The organism is Desulfosceptrum tomskiensis, from assembly GCF_049818055.1.
Lineage (GTDB): Bacteria > Bacillota > Desulfotomaculia > Desulfotomaculales > JASEER01 > JBFLVT01.
Map to the genome: position 1 here is coordinate 1,496,104 of NZ_CP187479.1, position 16,251 is coordinate 1,512,354.

Below are 16,251 nucleotides of genomic sequence, written 5' to 3' on the forward strand. Positions count from 1 at the left end.
CCTAGACAGCCTGGAATTCCCTCTTTTCAAAACCGGCTGAGGAAAACCAGAACGGCTGCGCCCGCGGCCGCAAACAGCCAGGCGGTCGCCCAGAGCAGGGTTACCGCCTGGCGTATGGCCGGCGGTCCGGGCGGCGGGTATTCCGCGCCGAGGTACGGTTTTTCCGAAGGTATCCCGTTGTAAGTCGACGGCCCGCCGAGACAGGCGTTGAGCGCCCCGGCGAACAGCGCCTCTCCGTGGCCGGCGTTGGGGCTGGGGTGAGCCAGGCGGTCCCGCCAGCCCACCCGCCAGGCGTCCCGTGCGAAAAGGCCGGACAGCAGGGCCGCCGGGGGCACGAAAAAGAGGGTCAGCCGCGCCGGGACGAAGGCGGCGAAGTCGTCCAGCCGGGCGGCGGCCCAGCCGAAATCGCGGTACGGCTCGTGCCGGTAACCGATCATCGAATCCAGCGTGCTGACCGCTTTGTAAACCCAGGCTCCCGCCGCTCCGAAGAGCAGCGCGTAAAAAACCGGGCAGAGGACCGCGTCGACCGTATTCTCGCCCACCGTCTCCACCGCCGCCCGGCGGACCTCCCGTTCATCGAGACCGGCGGTGTCACGCCCGACGATCATCGCCAGCCTTTGGCGCGCGCCCGGCAGGTCGCCACGCTGCAGATGTCCGTCCACCGCCAACGCCTCACCGGCCAGCGAATGAGGGGCGACGGCCAGGTAGACGAGCAAGGCTTCCATGGCTAGGCCCCACCAAAAGCCCGCCGCGTACCCCAGTTTAACAAGCAGCCAGGCCGCCGCACCGGTTACCGCGATCATGCCCAGCGCCAGCAGGGTCCCCGACCAGCGCAACGGCAGCGGTAGGCGCCGGATGGACTCGCCGGAGGCGATCAAGTACCCGATCAGCCGGACGGGGTGCGGGAGCCGGGGCGGATCGCCCAGCAGCCGGTCCAGGACCAGAGCGGCCAGGATCACCCCGGCCCTACAGGCCAAGAATTCCATCCAGCCGCTCCACCCCGATTCTTTCCGCCAGCAGGTCGGCGATACGGTCCAGGTCCCTCTGACGGCGCGCGGCGAACCCCGGCTGCTCGGACGGCCGGGCCGGCAGCCCCGCGAGGCGGCGCACGGCGGCTATCCACTGTGTCCGGTACGTGTCGGAGTCAAAGCAGCCGTGCAGGTAAGTCCCCGCCACATAACCTTCTTCGGCGGCACAGCCTTCGGGTGCCGGCCCCGTCCCCTGCCCGTCGAGCAGGAAGCACGGCCTGCCCCCGCAGACCTCGGAGAATCCCATGTGAATCTCATACCCCCGTACCGAAAGCCCGCCCGGGATGCCCCAAACCCCCTCGGCCGTGACGCCGCGCACCTGAACGGTGCGCTTCTCGGGCGCGAAGCGGGTGCGCACAGGCAGCAGGCCCAGCCCCGTCACCGTTTGCCCCCCTTCCCGGATGGTCCGGCCGAGCATCTGGAAACCGCCGCAAATACCCAAAAGAGGCTTTCCCCGGGCGGCAAAATCACACAGGGCCCGGTCCAGCCCGCGGCGGCGGAGCCAAGCCAGGTCGGCCAGCGTCTCTTTACTGCCGGGAAGGATAGCCGCGTGCGCACCATCCAGTTCCTGCGGGCGGTCGACGTAACGCAGCGCCACCCCGTCCTCCGTTTCGAAGGGCAGGAAATCGGTGTAGTTGGAGATCCGGGGCAGGCGTATTACCGCCACCGCCAGGTCGCCCGGGGCGGGCGCCTTTCCCCGCCCGGAGAGGCCCACCGAATCCTCCTCGTCAAGGTGGAGGTCGTGCAGGTAAGGTAATACGCCCAGCACCGGCCGCCCCGTCCGCGCCCCGATCAAAGCCAGCCCGGGCCGCAGGAGTTCCTCGTCTCCCCGGAACTTGTTGACCACGAAACCGGCTACAAGTTCCCGTTCCCTCTCCGCCAGCAGTTCCATCGTCCCGAGCAGGGAGGCGAACACCCCGCCGCGCTCGATGTCCCCGACGAGCAGAACGGAAGCCCCGGCGTAAAGCGCCACCTCCATATTGGCGATGTCGTGCGGCCGGAGGTTGATTTCAGCCGGGCTTCCCGCCCCTTCGGCAAACACGAGGTCCGCACCCGCCCGGAGCCGGTCGAAGGCGGCGGCAGCCAGCGGCCATAGCTTTTCCTTTAAGGCGTAATAATCGGCCGGCTTGTAGACGCCCAGGGGACGACCCAGCAGAACCACCTGGCTGCCCGCCTCCCCCGTCGGTTTCAGGAGAATGGGGTTCATATCTACGTGGGGCGGAACGCCCGCGGCCTCGGCCTGCAAGGCCTGGGCGCGGCCGATTTCCCCGCCGTCCGGGGTGGCGTAAGAGTTGAGGGCCATGTTCTGGCTCTTGAAAGGCGCCACCCGGAAGCCTCTCCGGGCGTAGAGGCGGCAAAGACCGGCGACGATAAGGCTCTTGCCCGCCGAAGAGGACGTCCCCTGAACCATCAGCACGCGCGCCGTCATCTTTTTCCACCCTGCAGAAAGCCTGATAAGACTTCGAGCAGCCGGTCGTTCTCGTCGGCCCTGCGCAGCCCCATGCGGAAGTGACGTGCCGAAAGCCCGGCGAAGGTGGAGGCGTTCCGCACCGCCATGCCATGTCGCAGCAGGCAGGCGTTCAGGGCTTGGACTTCGTAACCGTCGGGCAGCGCGCAGAGCAAGAAGTTCGCCTCCCCGGAGAAAACGCGGAGCCCCAGCCTCTCCAGTGCGGCCGTCACCCGCGCCCGCTCGGCTGTCACAAAGGCCCTGGTCTCTACAGCGTAAGCCGTCTCGGCGAGCAGCCGGCCGACGAGGTGCTCGCCCAGGCCGTTTACGCTCCAGGGGTCTTTCGCCGCCAGGAGCCGCCGCACCAGGTCTCCTGTCCCGACGAGGTAACCGAGCCGCAGCCCGGGCACGGCGTAAAACTTGGTCAGCGAACACACCGCCGCCACCCCGGGCACGGGCGGCAGGACCGGTGAAGACCCCTTTGCGGGGTCTACAAAAGCCAGAAACGACTCGTCAAATACCCAGTAAACCCCGGGACGGGTCTTACGCAAACGCTCCAGCGCGTCCCGCGGCGGAAGCTGCCCGGTGGGATTGTTCGGATAGCCGATAAAGACCACGTCGCCCGGCTCGGGCGCAAGCGCCTCCCACAAGGGCTCGAAACGCCCGTCCACGACCCGCGAGGGCGCCGCCGCCACCGGAAGGCCGCAGGCCTCGGCGGCGCCGCGGTATTCCGAATAGCACGGCTCTATAACCCAGACCCGGCCCGGCCGCAGGGCGCGCACCAGGAGACCGATTAGCTCGGTTGCACCGTTTCCCACTAGCACCTCCCCCGGGTCAAGGCCGAGAAATGCCGCCAGGGAACGGCGCGCGGGAGCCGCATCAAGAGAAGGGTAACGGGTTATAAGGGGAAGCGCCTCTTGCAACAGTTCGGCGACACAGTCCGGAGGCCCGAGCGGGTTGAGGCTTACGCTGAAATCTATAGTGACGCCCGTAATGGCGCCGCCGTGATCCCACTTCACAGTCCCACCCCTAAAACACGCACTAAGCGTTAAGCATCAAGCATTAGGAGATATAGAAAAGCCCACAGCAAACAGCTCACTGCTTTTTCAGCAGGCGCTGCAGCACGTGGCGGGCTGAGGCGAAGTGCAGGTGCAGGTAAGAGCCGAAAACGGACCCGGCCTGCCAGCCCTCCTTGCGGGCTTGCGTCCCATAAGCCTGGCGGACAACCAGGCAGGCCCGGCTGCCGGGCACGGGGTCGGCTTCCGAGTAGTGGAAAACATGGCCCCGGACCTCCTCGCCGGCCCTTAGAATCAAGTTGTCATACAGGGCCCGGGCCACGACGTAACCCAGAGAAAGCCGCCGGCCGGCCATGCCGGCGCGCACCGGGAGTAGACCGGCCATCGGGTGGTAACGGCCCTCCAAGTCGGTCAACCCCTCCCCCAGGTAGATCAAGCCGCCGCACTCGCCGTAGATCCGCCCCCCCGCCGCCGCGTAGGACCTGACGGCGGTTAGCATCGCCAGGTTGGACGCCAGCGCCCCGGCGTACAGTTCCGGGTAACCGCCGCCGAAGTAGAGCAGGGCGCAGCCGTGGGGCAGGCGGTCGTCGTGGAGAGGGCTGAAGAAAATCGGTTCGGCGCCGTGGTGACGCAGTATGTCCAAGTTGTCGGCGTAAAGAAAACTGAAGGCCTCGTCGCGGGCCACCCCCACCCGCACCGTCCCTGCCGAAGCGTCTCCTGCAAAAATCCGGGGGTTCATCCGGGGCAGGGCCGGCGCCGTTCCGGCCAGCCGCTGCAAAACGGCAAGGTCGACGTGCTGCTCGACGATGTCGGCCAGCCGCTCGTACACCGTCTCCCAGTCGCCCTCCGCTCCGGTAAAAAGCCCGAGGTGCCGTTCCGGGATCTTCAGCTTCTCTTCCCTCGGGATCACTCCGAGGACGGGCACCTTGCAATAGCGCGCAACGGCTTCGGTGACCAGGCCGGCGTGCCGCGCCGAGCCGGCGCGGTTGAGGATGACCCCGGCGACATGCACTTCGGGATCAAGGGCCTTGAAGCCCAGGACGACAGCCGCCGCGCTGGCTCCCTGCCGTGAGATGTCGACGACCAGGATGACGGGCGCCCGCAGCATCTTGGCCAGTTCGGCGCTGGAGGCCCGCGTGGTGCCGTCCCCCAGCCCGTCGTACAGGCCCATTACCCCTTCCAGAACCGCGATGTCTGTTCCCGCGACAGCCCGCTGGAACAGCTCGCGCGAAGCCTCGTCACCGATGAGCCAGGTGTCCAGGTTGCGCGACGCCCTGCCGGCGGCGCGCGTGTGGTGGCCCGGATCGATGTAGTCGGGCCCCGCCTTGAAGGGCTGCACCGCCAAGCCCCGCCGCCTTAACGCCCGAAGCAGGCCCAGGGTCAGGGTCGTCTTCCCCTGCCCGCTCGACGGTGCGGCCACGAGCAGGCGCGGCACGTTAATCATCGTGGGCTCCCCTGTCGAAGTAGCCGCGGGGCGTAATCATGAACCCGCGCCAGGTGAAGGTCCGCGTGTTGCCCACGATGAGCAGCGTCAGCATGTCGGCGTCGTCCGGGACCAGTTCGGCCAGCGTGACGACGCGCCTCTCCTGCCCCTCCCGGAAAGCGTTGCGGACGATGCCCGCCGGCGTCCCGGGCGGGCGCGTTTCCCGCAGGATGTCCAGGGCCGCCATAAAGGGCTCGACGCGCGTACGCGAGCGCACGTTGTACAGGGCGAGGACGAAGTCGGCCTCGGCGGCCGCCCGCACCCTCCTCTTGATGAGGTCGATGGGGGTGAGGAGGTCGGAAAGGGAGATCACCGCGTGGTCGTGGGCCAGCGGCGCCCCCAGGAGCGCCGCTGCGGCAAGGCCGGCCGTCACGCCCGGGACGACCTTGAAGGGCAGCGCCAGGTCGCGGCGGGCCAGTTCCTCGAGGACCAGACCGGCCAGCCCGTAAACCCCGGCGTCACCGCTTGAAACCAGGCACACCCGGCGGCCGGCAAGGGCCGCGGCGATGGCCTCCCGGACCCGCTCGACCTCCCGGCGCATTCCGCTCTTGATCAGTTCTTTCCCCGCCAGGTGTTCCCGGACGAGGTCGAGGTAAAGAGGGTAGCCGGCCACCACCTCGGCTTCCGCTATGGCGGCGCGGGCGGCAGGCGTCAGGTGCTCGGCGTCCCCCGGCCCGATCCCGGCGACCACAAGCGATCCTCGGCCAGGGCCACCGTCACCTGGTCCGCCACCAGGCGCGGCAGGATGATCCGACCGTTGCGGGCGGCCAGAAAGGCGCATGGTTCAGCAACTCCTCCCACGTCAAAATACTTGCGGGTGCAGCGCGACTCGCCGAACAACCTGTCAACGCCCCGGATGGCCTCCCGGCCGAACACCTGCAGTCCCACGCCCAAGGCGGAGCAAACCTCAAGGATGCCCGGCTCGCCGGCCTTGAAATCGGCGGTAGCCACAACCCGAATATCATTCTTCTTCCGCCCCGCCAGGGTCAGCCCCCGTTCGATGGCCGCCATGATCGCCGGCGCACCGACGCTCCGGCGGCAGCCGAGCCCAACGACGAGCGTCCGGTGAGCCTCGCTGCCGGTGGTGACCACCGGTTCGGCCCCCACCGCGGCCGCCACCCGATAAGCCAGCCCGTTGGCGCCGCCTTCATGCCCGGCGAGCAGGCTGATCGCGTAGCGGGCAGCGGTATCCAGGACCACCACCGGGGGGTCGCGCCGCTTGTCTTCCGGCAGGCCCGACAAAAGGCGCACGGCGATGCCTGCGGCCATGACCAGCACCAGCCCGCGGCCTTCCCCGAACAATTGCCTGACCACGTCACCCGCCGAACCCTCGTATCCCACGACGGCTCCGGGACGCGGCGGTGCCGATTGAACAGCTGACAATCGAACCGGAACGTACAGGAAGGCCCCGAGGGCTTCGGCCACCGCCGCGCCGGGGGCGAAGCCCGCCTCGTTGACGACCACTACCGCCAGCGGCCGGTTATCCTTCACCCCGCAAACGCTCCTTCGAATAAAGATAGCTGGCCCCGCCGTCCTGTTCCAGGAAGGACCCGACCAGGATCAGGGCGTGCCGCTCAACCCCCGACTCCCGGACGGTTGCGGCCAGATCCGCGAGGCGGCAGCGGATAATCCGCTGGTCGGGCCAGGTCGCCCGGTAAACCACGGTCGCCGGGCATTCGGCGCCGTAGGCGGGGAGTAAATCGTCCTGTACTCCCGCCGCATCAGCGGCGCTCAAGTACAGCGCCAGGCTGGCCCGGGCCGCGGCCAGCCGCGCCAGGCTTTCGCTTTCGGGCACCGGCGTGCGCCCCGCCCGGCGCGTCAGGATCAGGGTCTGCGAGCCCCCGGGAAGGGTGTATTCCTTACCCAGCAAGGCTGCCGCCGCGAAGCAGGCGCTGACCCCCGGCACCACCTCGTAAGGAATGCCCAGGCGCTCCAGGGCGCGCACCTGTTCGGCGAGGGCCCCGTAAAGCGAGGGATCTCCGGTGTGCAGCCGGGCGACATCGCGTCCCACAGCCGCGGCTTCGGTGATCACGGCCAATTGCGCCTCCAGGTCCAGCCGGCTGGCGTCGTGCTTCTCCGCGTCGGCCCGCGCCCAGCGCAGGATTTCCGGGTTGACCAGGCTGCCCGCGTAAATGACCACCGGGCAGCGCTCCAGAAGGCGCTTCCCCCGCACCGTGATCAGTTCGGGGTCCCCCGGCCCGGCGCCGATGAAATAAACGGTCAAGACGCACGCCCCCCTTTTTTGCGCACCAGGATCACCGACAGGTAGCCGTGTTCGCCCTCCGGCAGGGACTGCAGGTCCGACGTAAGGTACTCCTCCGGCTGGGAAACGTGGCTGGCGAAGACGGCGTGCCCGTCCAGGCCCATTTCGCGCAGCAGGTTGATCACGGCGGGCAGCTGCTTGGCGACCTTCATCAGCACCACCGTCTCGAACTCTTCCAGGACTTGCCGCACGGGCGCCAGGTCGCCGCGAGGCACCGGCACAACCGCGATTCGCTCGTCCTTCTCGCCCAGAGGAAAGTTGGCGGCGGACGCCGCCGCGGCATAACTGGTGATGCCCGGGACCGAGCGGATCAGTCCCGGCGCAAGCCTCTGGCGCAGCTCCCGCAGGACGTAGCAGTAGGTGCTGTAGGTAAGGCAGTCCCCCAGCGTCAGGAAGACCACCTTCTCCCCCCGCCGGACCCTTTCGGCGATTTCCTCGGCGGCCGCCGCCCAGTAAGGTGCCAGTTCCCGCTCGTCCCGGCGCATGGGAAACTCGCATTCCAGTACGGGTTTTTCGCCTATGAACGGGCGGGCGATTTCCAGGGCCAGGCTCTCCCCGGCCAGGCTGGACTTCGGCACAACCACGCAGTCCGCTTCCTCGATAAGGCGTTTCGCTTTCAGCGACATCAGCTCCGGGTCCCCGGGGCCAAGCCCGACGCCCCAGAATGATCCCTGCGTTTCACCTTTCACTCTTCCGCCTCCGTCAAAATCAATACACTTCGACCGGGGCCTTCAAAACGCCCGGCCAGTTCAGTGACCGTCCCGGCCATCCGCCCTTCCGTAGGTCGCCCCAGGTCCCAGAAAACGTGAGCCCGGCGGTGCCCCGCCGTATTCCGAAGTACACCAAAGATTTTCCCGGGTGTCCAGGCCGGCGAACAAAGTACGGCGGCGGTAGACACAGCAGCCAGAGCGCCTAGGACAAGCTCTGCCTCTTCCTCGGAGACGCCGTGCAGGCTGAAAACCCGGGCGTTTTCCCAAGGAAGGCCCAGACGTGCAAAAGCAAGTTGCACCGAACTCACCCCGGGAACAACCTGTACCCTTTCCCGGCCGAGAAGGCGCGCCACCGGGCCGGCCAGGCTGTGCAGCCCGGGATCGCCCGTCACCAGGAGCGCCACGCGGCATTCGTCCATGCGGGAACGGATCAGGGCCGCCACCTGCCGGACGTCGGGGCCTGTCACCACCCGCTCGCCCCGGGCCTCCGGGAAGAGGTCGAGCAGAAACCGGGGGCCGCAGAGCAAGTCCGCCTCGGCTACCGCCGTAAGGGCCTGCTGCGTCAAATACTCCGCCCCGCCCGGCCCGCAGCCCACGATGGTCAGTTTCCCCCGTTCCGGTTTCATGGCGCCTCCCCCACGATGTTCCCCTGCAAGTCGCAGAGGTGCACCGCCACGTAAGGTCCCGGGCCCAGCCTTTCTTGCACGAGAACCTTGATCCTGGACGCCAGCATCCCGAGCAAACGGCCGTACCCTTCATTAATCAGCGCCTGCTGAATCGCTTCCACCGTCGACAGTTCCCCCAAACGCCGGATGAGGTCTTCCGGCAGGCCGGCAGCGGCACAGAAGTCGATGACGGCGCCGTTGGCCGGCCCGGCAAATCTGGAGTGCGTCTGCCAGTCCCCGTTCAGGATCTTGGCCAGCTTACCCGGGTGCCCGACGAGGACGATCCGGGCAAAACCCCGCCGGTATGCCTCGTCGAGCATGAACCCCAGGAAATCGCTGACCTCAACGATCTGCTCCTCCGCGGGCGGCGGCTGCAGGCGCCGCGCCGCCCGGCGGCCGATGTTGCCCGGGACCAGGCAGACCTCCCCGCAGCCGGAGGCGCGCAGGACGTCCAGGAGCGGCGGGAGCGAGCGCCGCAGGGCGTCGAGGCTGCGCGGCTCGACATAGCCGGTGGTACCGAGAATCGAGATGCCCCCGGCAATGCCCAGCCGCGGATTAAAGGTGCGCCGTGCGACATTATCCCCTCCCGGAACGGAAACGGTAACCTTCCAGCCCCCGCCGGTGGGAACAAGGCCGGCCAGCGCGCCGGCGATCATCGCCCGCGGCACGGGATTGATCGCGGCCTCGCCCACCGGGACGGGAAGGCCCGGTTTGGTGACGCGCCCCACGCCCTCCCCCCCGTCGATGACGACGCCCGGGGCTGCGGCAAATTCGACGCGGACGTGGATGGCCATCCCGTCGGTTACGTCAGGGTCGTCACCCGCATCCTTAATCACGCAACACTGGGCGGCGGACGTGTCGCGGAAGACCGCATGCACCGGGAGGGTTACCTGTTCACCGCCGGGCAAAAGGATCGCGACCCTTTCGGGAAAGCGCCCCTCGAGCAGCCAGAGGGCGGCGCCCCGCGCCGCCGCCGCCGCGCACGTTCCGGTCGTGTAACCCCGCCGCAGGCCGCTGTTGCGGGAAGCTCGTTTTTGTCCCCTCCCCCGGCCGACACCGCCGTTCATTCCCCCCGCCCGCCGGCGCAAAAATCGGGGAGCACTTCCACGAACTCGCCCTGCCCGGGCGGTACCGGGTACCGGGTACGGTCGGGCACCTTGATCTCGCGCACGTCGGGCAGGTCCAGTGACTCCTGCACGCGGCGCGCCAGGATGTCCGCGAAGACCGGGTCGCAACCCAGATGCCGTCCGTAGACGATCCTTACGCCGGGGTAGTCCGCCGCCAGCTTCTGCAGTTCGCCGGGGATGTCGACGAGGATGTGCAGCCCGGCGTGCAGGAAGTAGGGGATAACGATGAGCTCCACGGCGCCGTCGGCGACACAGGCCGCCAGGGTCTCGGGCAGGTGTGGTCCCAGGCGGGAGAGAAAACAAACCCGCACCAGCGGGATTCCGGTGATCTCCCGCAGCATCCCCGCCAGGATCTCCATTTCTCGGGCTGCTTCGGGCACGCGGCTCCCGTGTCCTAATAGAATTATTGCGCGCATCAACAGCACCTCGTTTTCAATCGTCAGTCGTTAGACATCGGTAGTCGGCCCTTGATCGCCGGCGGTCAGCATGGCCAGGGCGTGCAGCGCCGCCACCGCCAGGGTGCTTCCTCCCCGCCGCCCGGCCAGGCAGATATAAGGCACGTCCAGCTCCATCAGTTCCCGCTTGCTTTCCTCCACGTGGACGAAGCCTACCGGCATGGCCACCACCAGGGCCGGCCTGACCTCCCCTTCCCGGATCATCCTGTTCAGTTCCAAGAGGGCCACCGGCGAATTGCCTACCAGCGCGATACCCCCTTCGAGGATGGGGCGGGCCATGCGCACCGCGAAGAGCGAGCGCGGCAGGCCAGCGGCCCGGGCCTCGTCCATCACGGCCGGATGGGCGATCAGGCAGTGAACGTGTTCCGCCGTGTAGGCATGACACGCCCGCCGGAGCCGGCCGAGGGAAATCCCCGCCCTGATCATATTAGCGTCGGCGAAAATGCAGGCGCCCCGCTTCAGCGCCCTTATCCCGGCCTCGACGACCCCCGGCGAGAAGCGCACCGTTCCCACCAGGCCGAAGTCCGCCGTGGTATGGACGAGCCGCCGCACCACGCTCCATTCTTCGGGGCTGTAACTGTGAGGCGGCGCTTCCGCCTCGATCCGGCGGAAGGACTCGGCCTCGATCTCATCCCCCGACACCGGTCGCTTGTAGAGGGCGTATACCCGGCTCTTCTGCGGCAAGCCCCCCAGCGTCGTCGGTGTGTCCTTCGCCCCGCCGACCCCGGCGGCTCCCGGCGCCGCGCCAACGCTTTCTTCCGGCGGCATCCTGCCGGCGCCGAGGCCGTCCTCCAAGGCCCTCAGAAGGGCTTCCCGGTGCAACGGGGGCTTCTCGCCGTCAGCCACCCAGCCCCTGCGGCGGGCCTCTTCAAAAAGGTCCAGCAGCCACGGCCTGACCAGTCCGGCGGCGGCCAGAAGGACCTGGTTCCTGAAAACCTCCGCCGGCGGCCCCTGTCCGACGACCCGTCCTCCGGCAAGCACCAGGCACCAGTCGGCGGCGGTATAAGCCAGGTCAACGTCGTGAGTGGAGAAGAGCACGGTCTTCCCTCCGGCCTGCAGGCGCCGCAGGAGTTCAACCATTTCCGAGACCCCCTGCGGGTCGAGCCCGGCCGTGGGCTCGTCAAAGATCAGGACCTCCGGTTCCATGGCCAGCACGCCCGCCAGTGCCGCCCGCTTCTTTTCACCGTGCGACAGCGCATGCGTCGGGCGTTCCACCAGATCGGCGATGCCCGCCGCGGCAAGCGCTTGTTCCACGCGCCGGCGCGCCTCGGTCTCGGAAAGACCGAGGTTAAGGGGGCCGAAGGAAACGTCCTGGTAGACGCTGGCCGAAAAAAGCTGGGCGTCGGGGTCCTGGAAAACCATCCCAACCCGGCGGCGCAAAAACTGCAGGGCACGACGGTCGTAGGACAGGGGCCGGCCATCAAAATACACGCTTCCCTCGTTCGGCCTGTGGACGCCGACCAGGTGCAGAAAGAGCGTCGTCTTGCCCGCCCCGTTTGCACCCAGGACGGCGATCCTCTCTCCCCGTCGCAACACCGCGCTGACGCCCCGCAGCCCGGGCGTGCCGTCCGGATAGCGGTAAGTCACTCCCCGCACTTCAAAAACCGCATCGTGCACTAGCCGACCCCCGCAGTCACAACAGCCAGGACAAGCAGCCACCCGCCCATGACCGCCGACAGTACCACATTGCGCGCCGATAAGCGGCACGGCCTCTCCAGCACGTTTAAACGGCCTTCGTAGCCCCTCGTGGCAAGAGCGACCTCCAGGCTGCGGGCGCGGTCCTGAGTCCGCACAAAGAGATTGGCGAGCAGGCAGCCGGCTGACCGGAAGCCGGCGCCCGGCGTGCTGTAACCCAGACGCAGCGCCTGAGCCTTCTGCATCGTCAACCCGGTTTCCAGAAGAATGAACACAAAACGATAGATGAGGGCCAGGAGATCCAAGAACAGCGCCGGTACCCGGCAGCGCCTTAAGAAACCGATTATGTCGGGCATCGGCGTGGACAGAGCAAGGAAGCACATACAGGAGACAGCACCCAAAGAACGGGCCATGACGTTACGCGCCTGGGCCAGTCCATCTGACGTAAAACCCACATAAGCACTACCAAGCGTTATCCAGTAACCCTCCCCCGAAGGTGCGAAGATCACTGAAAGGGCTATAGCAGGCAGGCTGGCGGCCAGGAACGCGGCAGGCGCCAGCAAGAGGCGCAGGTAAACTCGCCAGGGTATAAGAGCCACGGCCAGGATCAGGACGGACATAGACCCGAAAGCCAATACCGGTACCCACCAGGACTTCGCCACCAGGCAGGCGGCGAGCGCCGGGAGCGCGAGCACGCCTTTTTCCAGAGGGTGCCTGCGCGCCAGGGGACTGGCGTACGCCCACCGGTCAATCAATTGCCTCACCTCCCGCCGTGTTTGCGGCCGAAGTAGTAGCCGATGAACCCCGCGCCCATGGCGGCCTGTAAGGTGAAGAGCAGGCTCTCGATCTCCCCGGACGGCGGCTCCCAGAAGGGTTTGGCCCAGGGTTCATAGTCGGGCCTTATTTCCTTGATTATCTCTTCGGCCTTCCCGTCCGCCCCGACGAACATTTCTTTGCCAGGATCACCGGTTCCGGAAACCAGGAAGAAGGGCAGGACGACCAGTAAGAATATACCAAAAACGAGCAGCGCGTTCTTTGTTAATCTGTTCAACTTCCTGCACCTCCCGGAAGCACCGCCAGATCGCGCAGCTGCTTTTCGCTGTGCCTGCGCAGGGCTCCGAATACCAGTACGGTGAGCAGCCCCTCGCTGATAGCCAGTGGTATCTGGGTGACGGCAAAAACCGTTCCGAATTTGACCAGGGAGGCCATAAACCCGCCGACAGGATCGGGAAAAGCCAGGGCCAACTGTACGGATGTCGTAACGTAAGTCATCAGGTCACCGCCGAAGGCCGCCACAAAAACGCCCCAACTGAAGGGCAGGCGCAGCAACTGGCAGAGGCGGAACAATCCGTACGCCACGAAAGGCCCTACAACAGCCATTGAAAAGGTATTGGCCCCCAAAGTGGTGATGCCTCCATGGGCCAGCAGCAACGCCTGCAGCAACAACACGCAGCAGCCGATGACCGACATCACGGTGGGTCCGAAGAGGATTGCGCCCAACCCGGTACCAGTGGGATGGGAACAGCTCCCCGTAACGGAAGGGAGTTTCAGCGCGGAGAGCGTAAAGGTAAACGCGCCTGAAAGACCCAAGAGCATTCCTGCTTCGGGCTGGGAACTGACTTTCTTCTTTATGGAGTACAGCCCGTGCGCAACAAAGGGCGCCGAGGCCGCCGCCCAGGCCAGCGCGTGGCCGATGGGCAGAAAACCTTCCATAACGTGCACGATGACCATCCTCTCTTTTATACTAGGCCAAAAACAAATCCCTGACCCGTTAGTGAACGAATCAGGGATTACGTATTCAATCCCGGCATACCTCCATACCCCCTTAGTCCGCGAGGCGGTATGTTCTCCACCCTGGGCAGGTCTTCTGGCTTCCGGATCGTCCTACGGCCACACCTTCCCGGCGGTTTTACCGCCAGTGGGCCTGCTGTGGCTTTCGTACCCGGTTACAGCGGCGGGTCCGCACCGGATTCGCACCGGTTTCCCTATTCTCCCTGCCGTTAAGCGGGGCACCCAGGATTACTACTATATGGTATTTGTCCAAAGTATAAGTGCCGTTGAACCGGCTGTCAAGCTTAATGTCGCGAAAAGCTCACCCTCGACTCCCGCTCCAGGATTCAACGACGACGCGCACCTCTCGCCGGTTCACGGCGTTAAAGCGAGCTGCAGCCGCTCGGCCCACCCTGTCTACGTATTCAAGGTACCGTGGCAAAAGCCTATGGACAGTCTCCTCCGCCCCTACCCCTGCCCTGGACAGCGAAAAGACCTCCCTTTGGAGTTCAGTATCGCACAAGAGCTTGTGGTTTTCCAGGACAAGCTCGGCCACCAAGGCCACGGTTTCCGAATAGAGCTTGGTGAGCCTGCGGCAGACGAAGGCGCGGCACATCTGCGGGCGCGCTGGAGCAGAAAGAATGCAGCCATCCGGCGTCCAGAACCGGCACGGGTACTTGCGTCGCTCGTGCCCCGTGATACCCAGGCAGCGCTCGGCCTTAACGCTGAAGGTTTCAGGGTCAAAAACCCCCCGGCTTAAAATCAAAGGCCATTGTTCCGGGCAAAAAGCGTGAACAAAGAATATGTCGGCCCAATCGAACCGGGCGTCGCAGGTGCAGCATCGCGCGTCCAGCCGCACGCCGTGCAGTTCCCGCCAGGGCTTGTGGCACTGCCGGCAGAACGCCATCGCCACCCGGGGGCGCAAACCGACGGTCAGTGTAAACAAGGAACTGTGCTCCTCCCTCTACCTCCGGCACGCTGATCGCCTTTTCCATATCTATGGTACCACTCCGGGGTGTCACGCGCACAAATCCCTGCCGGCAAAAAGACCTGGGGTGCCTCATTGAATGTGGGGCACCCCAGGTTGTGACCTAACGCCTGAAGAAACGACGTGAGCGTTATGCTTTAAAGACATCCTCGAACCTTATTCTGGTTACGACTGTGGGAGCATAACGGTAGCCCCATAGCTTATACCAGATAATCGGAATCACCAACAGAGGCAAACCAATAATCACGGCCATCCGCAGGTCAGGATTCCAGGCGATGACTCCCAGGGCGGCCACCTGAATCCAAATCGCGAAGTGCGTAACGTAAGGAAAGAACTTGACCTTGAACTTCAGCTTGTTAATGTCATAACCCATTTTTTCGAGGCGCCGCCGGAAATTGAGCTGAGACCAGCAGATCGAAATCCAGGCGATCGCGCCGGAAAAACCGGATAGCCCCAGGAGAATAACGTAGATATTACCGATGAGCCCGGGGTCCTCGTTATAGGAATAGACGCCCGGCACTATGCACAGCCAGCAGCAGGCGATGGTGAACAAGACGGCGTTTTGCGGCACCCCGTTACGGTTGAGCTTCGTAAACGTCCTGGGGGCCATGCCCTCCTTGGCCAAACCGTACAGGCCGCGCACGCAGCCGTACAAGCCGCTGTTGGAACAGGAAATGGCCGCCGTAAGGACGACAAAGGAGAAGATCGCGCCCGCCCAGCCGAACCCGTAGTAGTTCAGGGCGGCGGCGAATACGCTCTCTTCCACCCCGGCCTGCTCCCAGGGCAGAATCGTTACCAGCAGTAAAACAGGGATAACGTATAGAGCAATGATCCGGTACGTTACGTTACGGATAGCGATAGGCAAGGTTTTTTCCGGCTCCTTGCTTTCGCCGGCCGCCAGGCCTACGATTTCCGAACCCTGGAAGTTCACTAGGATGAGCACCATGGTCAGGAAGACGATCCAGGCCCCGTTGGGGAACAGCGTGCCTGAACTTAAGAGCACCGACGAACCCAGGAAGCCCTCATGGCCGATCACCCCCAGGAAGATCAGCACGGCCATGATACAGAACCCGATGATTGCCACAATCTTTATTAAAGCCAGCCAGAATTCGGTTTCTCCGAAGGTTCCCACGTAAAGAAGGTTGATCACCGTAATCAGCAAGCCGAAAAAGACGGCCCACCATATCGTTCCGATGCTCGGCACAAAGGTGTGCATGATGATCCCGGCGGCCACCATTTCGGACGGGACGTAAAAGACCCAGGTCAGCCAGTACGACCATCCCATCCCGCAGGCCCACGCAGGGGAGATGAAGTCCGTGGCGTAGGCGATAAATGAGCCCGAGATCGGGATATGGACGGCCAGTTCGCCGAGACAGACCATGACCAGGTAAATGATGAGACCACCCAGGAGGTAGGCCAGAAAGGCCGCCGGGCCGGTTTCGGCCACCACGGCGCCCGTTCCCAGGAAGTAGCAGCTACCGATGATCCCGCCCAGGGCGATCAGCTGCATGTGACGCGCCTTCAACCCACGGCGCAGTTCAACCGGCTGTCCCGCCGTCGTTGGAACGTGACAACTTGGTACAGACATATTCTTGGCGCCTCCAACATTCAAAAAAGATTTTTTGCCGGCACCCGCCGGTATAACACCTAATCCGCTGTGGTCA

The 16,251-nt window shown here is 65.4% G+C and carries 17 protein-coding genes and 1 riboswitch; all 17 genes read right to left on the bottom strand.

Annotated elements, in window-relative coordinates; translation table 11 throughout:
• Window positions 1-26: 26 nt before the first annotated feature.
• Window positions 27-986: an adenosylcobinamide-phosphate synthase CbiB gene (gene cbiB, locus ACPV0M_RS07610; RefSeq protein ID WP_425620070.1), complete on the bottom strand. Its 960-nt coding sequence runs from the start codon at window positions 984-986 to the stop codon at window positions 27-29.
• Window positions 967-2,457 (bottom strand): cobyric acid synthase, encoded by a 1,491-nt coding sequence (locus tag ACPV0M_RS07615; RefSeq protein WP_425620071.1) that lies wholly within the window; start codon window positions 2,455-2,457, stop codon window positions 967-969. Before ACPV0M_RS07615 ends, cbiB begins: the two co-directional genes overlap by 20 nt.
• Complete coding sequence (locus tag ACPV0M_RS07620; RefSeq protein ID WP_425620072.1) at window positions 2,454-3,494, bottom strand: pyridoxal phosphate-dependent aminotransferase; 1,041 nt, start codon at window positions 3,492-3,494, stop codon at window positions 2,454-2,456. Before ACPV0M_RS07620 ends, ACPV0M_RS07615 begins: the two co-directional genes overlap by 4 nt.
• A gap of 76 nt (window positions 3,495-3,570) precedes the next feature.
• Window positions 3,571-4,935 carry a cobyrinate a,c-diamide synthase gene (locus ACPV0M_RS07625; protein ID WP_425620073.1) on the bottom strand — a complete coding sequence of 455 codons (1,365 nt, stop codon included), beginning with the start codon at window positions 4,933-4,935 and terminating at the stop codon, window positions 3,571-3,573.
• On the bottom strand, window positions 4,928-5,665 hold the full coding sequence (cobJ, locus tag ACPV0M_RS07630) for a precorrin-3B C(17)-methyltransferase (RefSeq protein WP_425620074.1): 738 nt from the start codon (window positions 5,663-5,665) through the stop codon (window positions 4,928-4,930). Before cobJ ends, ACPV0M_RS07625 begins: the two co-directional genes overlap by 8 nt.
• Window positions 5,626-6,465, bottom strand: a complete 840-nt coding sequence (locus ACPV0M_RS07635; RefSeq protein ID WP_425620075.1) for a cobalamin biosynthesis protein — start codon at window positions 6,463-6,465, stop codon at window positions 5,626-5,628. Before ACPV0M_RS07635 ends, cobJ begins: the two co-directional genes overlap by 40 nt.
• Entirely contained in the window at window positions 6,455-7,198 is a 744-nt protein-coding gene (gene cobM, locus ACPV0M_RS07640) for a precorrin-4 C(11)-methyltransferase (protein WP_425620076.1), read from the bottom strand. The genes ACPV0M_RS07635 and cobM overlap by 11 nt, the downstream gene beginning before the upstream one ends.
• Complete coding sequence (gene cobI, locus ACPV0M_RS07645) at window positions 7,195-7,926, bottom strand: precorrin-2 C(20)-methyltransferase (protein WP_425620077.1); 732 nt, start codon at window positions 7,924-7,926, stop codon at window positions 7,195-7,197. The genes cobM and cobI overlap by 4 nt, the downstream gene beginning before the upstream one ends.
• Window positions 7,923-8,573 carry a precorrin-6y C5,15-methyltransferase (decarboxylating) subunit CbiE gene (gene cbiE, locus ACPV0M_RS07650; protein ID WP_425620078.1) on the bottom strand — a complete coding sequence of 217 codons (651 nt, stop codon included), beginning with the start codon at window positions 8,571-8,573 and terminating at the stop codon, window positions 7,923-7,925. The genes cobI and cbiE overlap by 4 nt, the downstream gene beginning before the upstream one ends.
• Window positions 8,570-9,679 (bottom strand): cobalt-precorrin-5B (C(1))-methyltransferase CbiD, encoded by a 1,110-nt coding sequence (gene cbiD / locus ACPV0M_RS07655; protein ID WP_425620079.1) that lies wholly within the window; start codon window positions 9,677-9,679, stop codon window positions 8,570-8,572. The genes cbiE and cbiD overlap by 4 nt, the downstream gene beginning before the upstream one ends.
• Window positions 9,676-10,155, bottom strand: a complete 480-nt coding sequence (locus tag ACPV0M_RS07660) for a sirohydrochlorin chelatase (RefSeq protein ID WP_425620080.1) — start codon at window positions 10,153-10,155, stop codon at window positions 9,676-9,678. The genes cbiD and ACPV0M_RS07660 overlap by 4 nt, the downstream gene beginning before the upstream one ends.
• Before the next feature lie 30 nt (window positions 10,156-10,185).
• The gene (locus ACPV0M_RS07665) at window positions 10,186-11,811 is read right to left on the bottom strand and encodes a precorrin-8X methylmutase (RefSeq protein WP_425620081.1); all 1,626 of its coding nucleotides are present in this window, start codon (window positions 11,809-11,811) and stop codon (window positions 10,186-10,188) included.
• A complete protein-coding gene (gene cbiQ / locus ACPV0M_RS07670; protein WP_425620082.1) occupies window positions 11,811-12,584 on the bottom strand; it encodes a cobalt ECF transporter T component CbiQ in 774 nt (257 codons plus the stop codon). Before cbiQ ends, ACPV0M_RS07665 begins: the two co-directional genes overlap by 1 nt.
• A gap of 5 nt (window positions 12,585-12,589) precedes the next feature.
• On the bottom strand, window positions 12,590-12,880 hold the full coding sequence (locus ACPV0M_RS07675) for an energy-coupling factor ABC transporter substrate-binding protein (protein WP_425620083.1): 291 nt from the start codon (window positions 12,878-12,880) through the stop codon (window positions 12,590-12,592).
• Window positions 12,877-13,551: an energy-coupling factor ABC transporter permease gene (locus ACPV0M_RS07680; protein ID WP_425620084.1), complete on the bottom strand. Its 675-nt coding sequence runs from the start codon at window positions 13,549-13,551 to the stop codon at window positions 12,877-12,879. Before ACPV0M_RS07680 ends, ACPV0M_RS07675 begins: the two co-directional genes overlap by 4 nt.
• A gap of 118 nt (window positions 13,552-13,669) precedes the next feature.
• Window positions 13,670-13,861, bottom strand: a riboswitch (cobalamin riboswitch).
• A 60-nt stretch (window positions 13,862-13,921) separates the two neighbouring features.
• Window positions 13,922-14,545 carry a hypothetical protein gene (locus ACPV0M_RS07685; RefSeq protein ID WP_425620085.1) on the bottom strand — a complete coding sequence of 208 codons (624 nt, stop codon included), beginning with the start codon at window positions 14,543-14,545 and terminating at the stop codon, window positions 13,922-13,924.
• A 172-nt stretch (window positions 14,546-14,717) separates the two neighbouring features.
• Entirely contained in the window at window positions 14,718-16,175 is a 1,458-nt protein-coding gene (locus ACPV0M_RS07690) for an amino acid permease (RefSeq protein WP_425620086.1), read from the bottom strand.
• Between the last annotated feature and the right edge of the window lie 76 nt (window positions 16,176-16,251).